At 68.9% G+C, this 4,262-nt stretch carries 5 protein-coding genes and 1 pseudogene; 2 read left to right on the forward strand and 4 right to left on the reverse strand.

The window, feature by feature from the left end:
• Positions 1 to 173: pseudogene (locus tag ACE3T5_RS21235) on the forward strand (long-chain fatty acid--CoA ligase); the annotation flags it as partial.
• A gap of 25 nt (positions 174 to 198) precedes the next feature.
• Here ACE3T5_RS21235 and ACE3T5_RS21240 read toward each other — a convergent pair.
• Positions 199 to 1,350: a hypothetical protein gene (locus tag ACE3T5_RS21240; protein ID WP_374670104.1), complete on the reverse strand. Its 1,152-nt coding sequence runs from the start codon at positions 1,348 to 1,350 to the stop codon at positions 199 to 201.
• Positions 1,351 to 1,400: 50 nt separating this feature from the next.
• Entirely contained in the window at positions 1,401 to 2,498 is a 1,098-nt protein-coding gene (locus ACE3T5_RS21245) for a hypothetical protein (protein ID WP_374670105.1), read from the reverse strand.
• A 128-nt stretch (positions 2,499 to 2,626) separates the two neighbouring features.
• Between ACE3T5_RS21245 and ACE3T5_RS21250 the strand changes: the two genes are divergently transcribed.
• The gene (locus ACE3T5_RS21250) at positions 2,627 to 3,328 is read left to right on the forward strand and encodes a 5'-methylthioadenosine/adenosylhomocysteine nucleosidase (protein WP_374670106.1); all 702 of its coding nucleotides are present in this window, start codon (positions 2,627 to 2,629) and stop codon (positions 3,326 to 3,328) included.
• A 9-nt stretch (positions 3,329 to 3,337) separates the two neighbouring features.
• On the opposite strand, the gene ACE3T5_RS21255 is transcribed toward ACE3T5_RS21250, so the two are convergent.
• A complete protein-coding gene (locus ACE3T5_RS21255) occupies positions 3,338 to 4,051 on the reverse strand; it encodes a hypothetical protein (RefSeq protein ID WP_374670107.1) in 714 nt (237 codons plus the stop codon).
• A partial coding sequence (locus ACE3T5_RS21260; RefSeq protein WP_374670108.1) for a CorA family divalent cation transporter occupies positions 4,048 to 4,262 on the reverse strand: 215 nt, incomplete at its 5' end. The genes ACE3T5_RS21260 and ACE3T5_RS21255, both read right to left, overlap by 4 nt.

The raw sequence follows: 4,262 nt of genomic DNA on the forward strand, positions 1-4,262 counted from the left end.
TGAAGCTGGTCATCGTGAAGAAGGACCCCGGCCTCACCGAGGAGAAGGTGCGCGAGTACTGCCGCGCCAACCTCACCGGCTACAAGCAGCCCAAGGTGGTGGAGTTCCGCACCGAGCTGCCCAAGACGCCGGTGGGCAAGATCCTGCGGCGGGAACTGCGGGACAAGAAGTGAGCGACTGAGCGCGCTGTGGCGGGATTCATCCCGCGGCCGTTTCCTCAGGGTAGACCACCCGCTCTGGCAGGTCGAACGTGCACACCGGATTGGGATCGCCCGCACGCTCAATTTGCACTTTCCAGATCAGGTGGTCTGCAGGTGGATCGCCCGGAATCTGCAGCCGGAAGCTGAATCGCCACTCGCCGGTGCCCGGATCGAAGCGCGCAGGCGTGGGGGCATCGAACCACCTTGCCCAGCTTGTCGAATATCTGTCTCGCAAGGCATGGCTGTAGCTGTAGTAGGCGGCGAGTCGGGCGACCCATTCCGTAGCTGGCTGACCGGGCCCCTTGATCGGGAAGCCGGCCCGGCATTCGAGTGCCAGCGGCGTATCGGTTGGCCGGATTATTTCCAGCCAGCGAATGGGCTCTCTGCGCGCAGGCGGCCGCGCAACAGCCCACACGGCGCCCAGCAAGGTGACCAGCGAGGCCACTCCCCAGAAGGCCAGGGCGGCGAGATCGGCCTCGCGAGCCTCGCCGATCAGCAGTGGCCATCCGCAGTATGCAGTACCGATCCCGCCGGCGAGCAGGTACAGGAATGCGACCGCTCGCGTGTCATCGACCACCTCCACGCGCCAGCGCCCTTCGGAGACCCAGGCGATCGGCGCCCTGCGCGCTGGCATGCGCAGACGCGGGAGCAGGCGGAAGAGCCAGAGCAACAGCCCTGCACCTGCGAGGTTCGCCACGACCGTGGCCAGGATGGCTCCCCAGATGCCGTCACCGCGCCAGGCGAGGCGGGTGATGGCCACGTCCACGAACAGCGTCAACGCGGTGACCAGCAAGACGAACAGGCGGAATGTCATCATTGCCGCCGAGTTCTCCTTCTCTGTCCAGCGACCGCGCTCCTGCGGCGTCATTCGCGACCAGAGGCGTTGGTCATGGCCCTGGTCACCGCCGACGTAGAACAGCTGAAGCGCCTGGCCTACCGCGAATGCGAGCAATGTGGCGGCCACCCACGCAAAAAGGAAGTCCATCGCGACGGTCTTCGCCAACCCGTTCCGATGAACGACCTCCGCGGTCGAGTCCAGCGCCGCAAACACAAACAACACGCCCAGCAAGCCCGCCACCAGCCCCAGCAGCGCGCGCCAGAGCAGGTCAACGCCGTGCATGATCTGGGCATCGCGCTGGTTCCAGGTCATCTTCTCCGGCTCCGCATCGACTGGGCGGACGAGCTCGTTCCGATCCTCCTTCACAGGGCGCTCTCCAGCACGGGTGCCGACGCACGAGTGGCGGGCTGCATGCTCCCTGGAAACACCACTTGCTGCGGCAATCCCACCGCATGGATCACCTTGCGACTGCGCCGCCGCTCCAGATGCAGCGTCCAGATGAAGGGGCCCTCCGGGATCTCCGGCGGCAGCGACACGCGCAGCCGGAAATCCAGCAGGGTCGTGCCCGGTGGAACCTGGGCGGGTACCACGCTGTCCAGCCAGCGCTCATGCATGTAGCGCCCCAGCTTCTCTGCCGTGAGCCGGGCCTGCCAGTCCTTCGTGGCGAACCGACGATTGACGGGCGTGGGCAGTGTGATCTGGCAGTCCATTGCATCGGGGTCTGCGCTGGACCGGACCACCTCCAATTCCAGATGCCGCATGCGCGGACCGCGCAGTGACCAGAGCGTCCACGCCGCCCAAAGCGCAAAGGCGGCGCTCGCCATGATCAGCACGCCGGGGAAGACCGCATCGGCCGGGTCCCCTGCCTTGATGACCATGGTTCCCCCGAACAGACTGAGCAGAAGGCTCAAGACCAGCCCGTAGACGGCGTTCTCACGCGCTGGCGCGTCAACGTCAACCCGCACTCTCCAGTGGCCCGGCCCCACCTGCTGCCAGTTCCCGTGCCGGCCGGGCCTGCGCCGCCAGACCACCAGCAGCCAGACCGCAGCCGCATTGGCCCCAAGCATGACCCAGACCGCCGCTGACCCAGGGCCTGCCTGCCACAAGGCCTTGGACAACCGAATGTCGAGAATCAGCGTCAGGCCCGCGACGAGCCAGACGAAGAGCGATGCAGAAAGCCTCTCCGCTGCGTCGCTTCGTCGCTGCCAGCGCTCTCGCTCAGGGATCGTCATGGCGACCCAGCGCTGCAGGTCGACCGGGCAATCCTCACGCACGTAGGCGACCTGCAGGAGCTGGCTCAGTGCGAAGCCGAGCAGCACGGCGCCGACCCACGCAAATGCACAGAGTTGAATGACGGCCCAGGTCAGATGCGTCCGGGGGCCGTCGTTCCAGACCAGCATGACGACGATGAGCGCGCCGATGGCGCCTGCGATGAGGCCGAAGAGGAGTCGAGCGAGCATCGGGGTCTGCGCGGGATTCTGCCTGTGGGGGGTGGCGCCCACAAGCGGCGTCCATCACCATGGCCTGTCGCAAGAGGGTGCGCAGACGCCGTGCGGCCAGCCTGTAGCCCGTGCCAGAATGTCTACACATGCCCACCGCCATCGTCTCCGCCATGCACCAGGAGCTCGCGGCCGTGCTCGCGCTCATGCCGGACGAGCACAAGCAGGTGGCCGCGGGCCGCGAGTTCTGGGTCGGGCACCTGCACGGGCGCGAGGTGGTGGTGGTGCTCTCGCGCATCGGCAAGGTGGCCGCGGCCACCACGGCCACGGCGCTGATCGAGCGCTTCGGCGTGCAGCGCATCGTGTTCACCGGCGTGGCCGGCGGCATCGCGCCGGGCGTGGCGCGTGGCGACGTGGTGGTGGCCGACCAGTTCCTGCAGCACGACCTGGATGCGTCACCGATCTTTCCGCGCTACGAGGTGCCGCTCTACGGCCTCTCGCGCTTCGCCACCGATGCGGTCTTGACGGACCGGCTCGACGCCGCAGTGCGCCACGCATTGCCCGGCACGCGCGTGCACCGCGGGTTGATCGCCAGCGGCGACCGCTTCGTCTCCAGCGCCACCGAGAGCCAGGCCCTGCAGCAGGCGCTGCCGGAGGCGCTGTGCGTGGAGATGGAGGGCGCGGCCATCGCGCAGGTCTGCCACGACTACGGCGTGCCCTTCGCGGCCGTGCGTACCATCTCCGACCGCGCCGATGACGACGCGCACGGCGACTTCGTGCAGTTCATCGAGCAGGTGGCGAGCCGGCACTCGGCGGCCATCGTGGATGCGCTGCTGATGCGCAGCGCCTGAGGGCGTGCCTCAGCGCTGCAGCAGGCGCGTGACCCCGAACGTCCAGCCCGAGGCACCCGGCCCGCTCACGCGCTGGACACGGCTGAAGTCGACGCTCCATTGCTCCGCCACCGCGAAGCGCAGGCCGGCGCGCAGGTGGTGCGCGTCACCGGCGATGTCGCGCTCGATCACGGCCGACCAGCCGGCGGGCGACGTCCATTCCGCCGATACGCCGAGCAGGCGCTCGTCGGGACCGCGATGCGCCAGGGCCCGGCCCGCGTTCAGGTGGAGGGCGAGGCGCTCATGCACGCTCCAGGTGAGCAGGCCGATGGCGGCCGTGCCCTGGTAGCGGGGCTTCGCGCGGGCCTGCCACACGGGGCCGAGTGATGCGCCGACGCTGAGGTGGTCGCCCAGGGGCGTGGCCCACTTCAGCGAGGGCAGCCAGCTGGTGGTGCTGGTGCCACCAGCGCGCTCGTGCTCGGCGGCCAGACCCAGCTCGACAGGCCCGACCCGGCAGCCTGCGCCCGCGTGCCAGGTGCGGCCGCCACCCTGCGGCCGGATCGCCCAGCCTTCCAGCTCGCATTGACCGGGCTCCAGCAGCGCGGCGTCGTCCACCGCATGGTGCCCGCCGGCCGCCCGGGCCGTGCCCGCGGCGAGCAGCTGGCCGGCGCGCGCGACCGCCGCGGCCGGGCCGACCCGGCCGCGCGGCCCGCAGGCGCCCTTCGAGTGAGGTTGTTGGTTCATCGCAGCCAGCCCCGCTTTCTGAAGTACCACATCGGCCCCAGCGCCGAGGCCAGCATCAGGCCCAGCGCGAACGGATAACCCGCCGCCCAGTCCAGCTCGGGCATGAACTTGAAGTTCATGCCGTAGATGCTGGCGATCAGCGTCGGCGGCAGCAGCGCCACGCTGGCCACCGAGAAGATCTTGATGATCTTGTTCTGGTTGATGTTGATGA

The sequence above is a fragment of the Ramlibacter sp. genome, assembly GCF_041916345.1.
In the GTDB taxonomy this organism is placed as follows: domain Bacteria; phylum Pseudomonadota; class Gammaproteobacteria; order Burkholderiales; family Burkholderiaceae_C; genus Ramlibacter.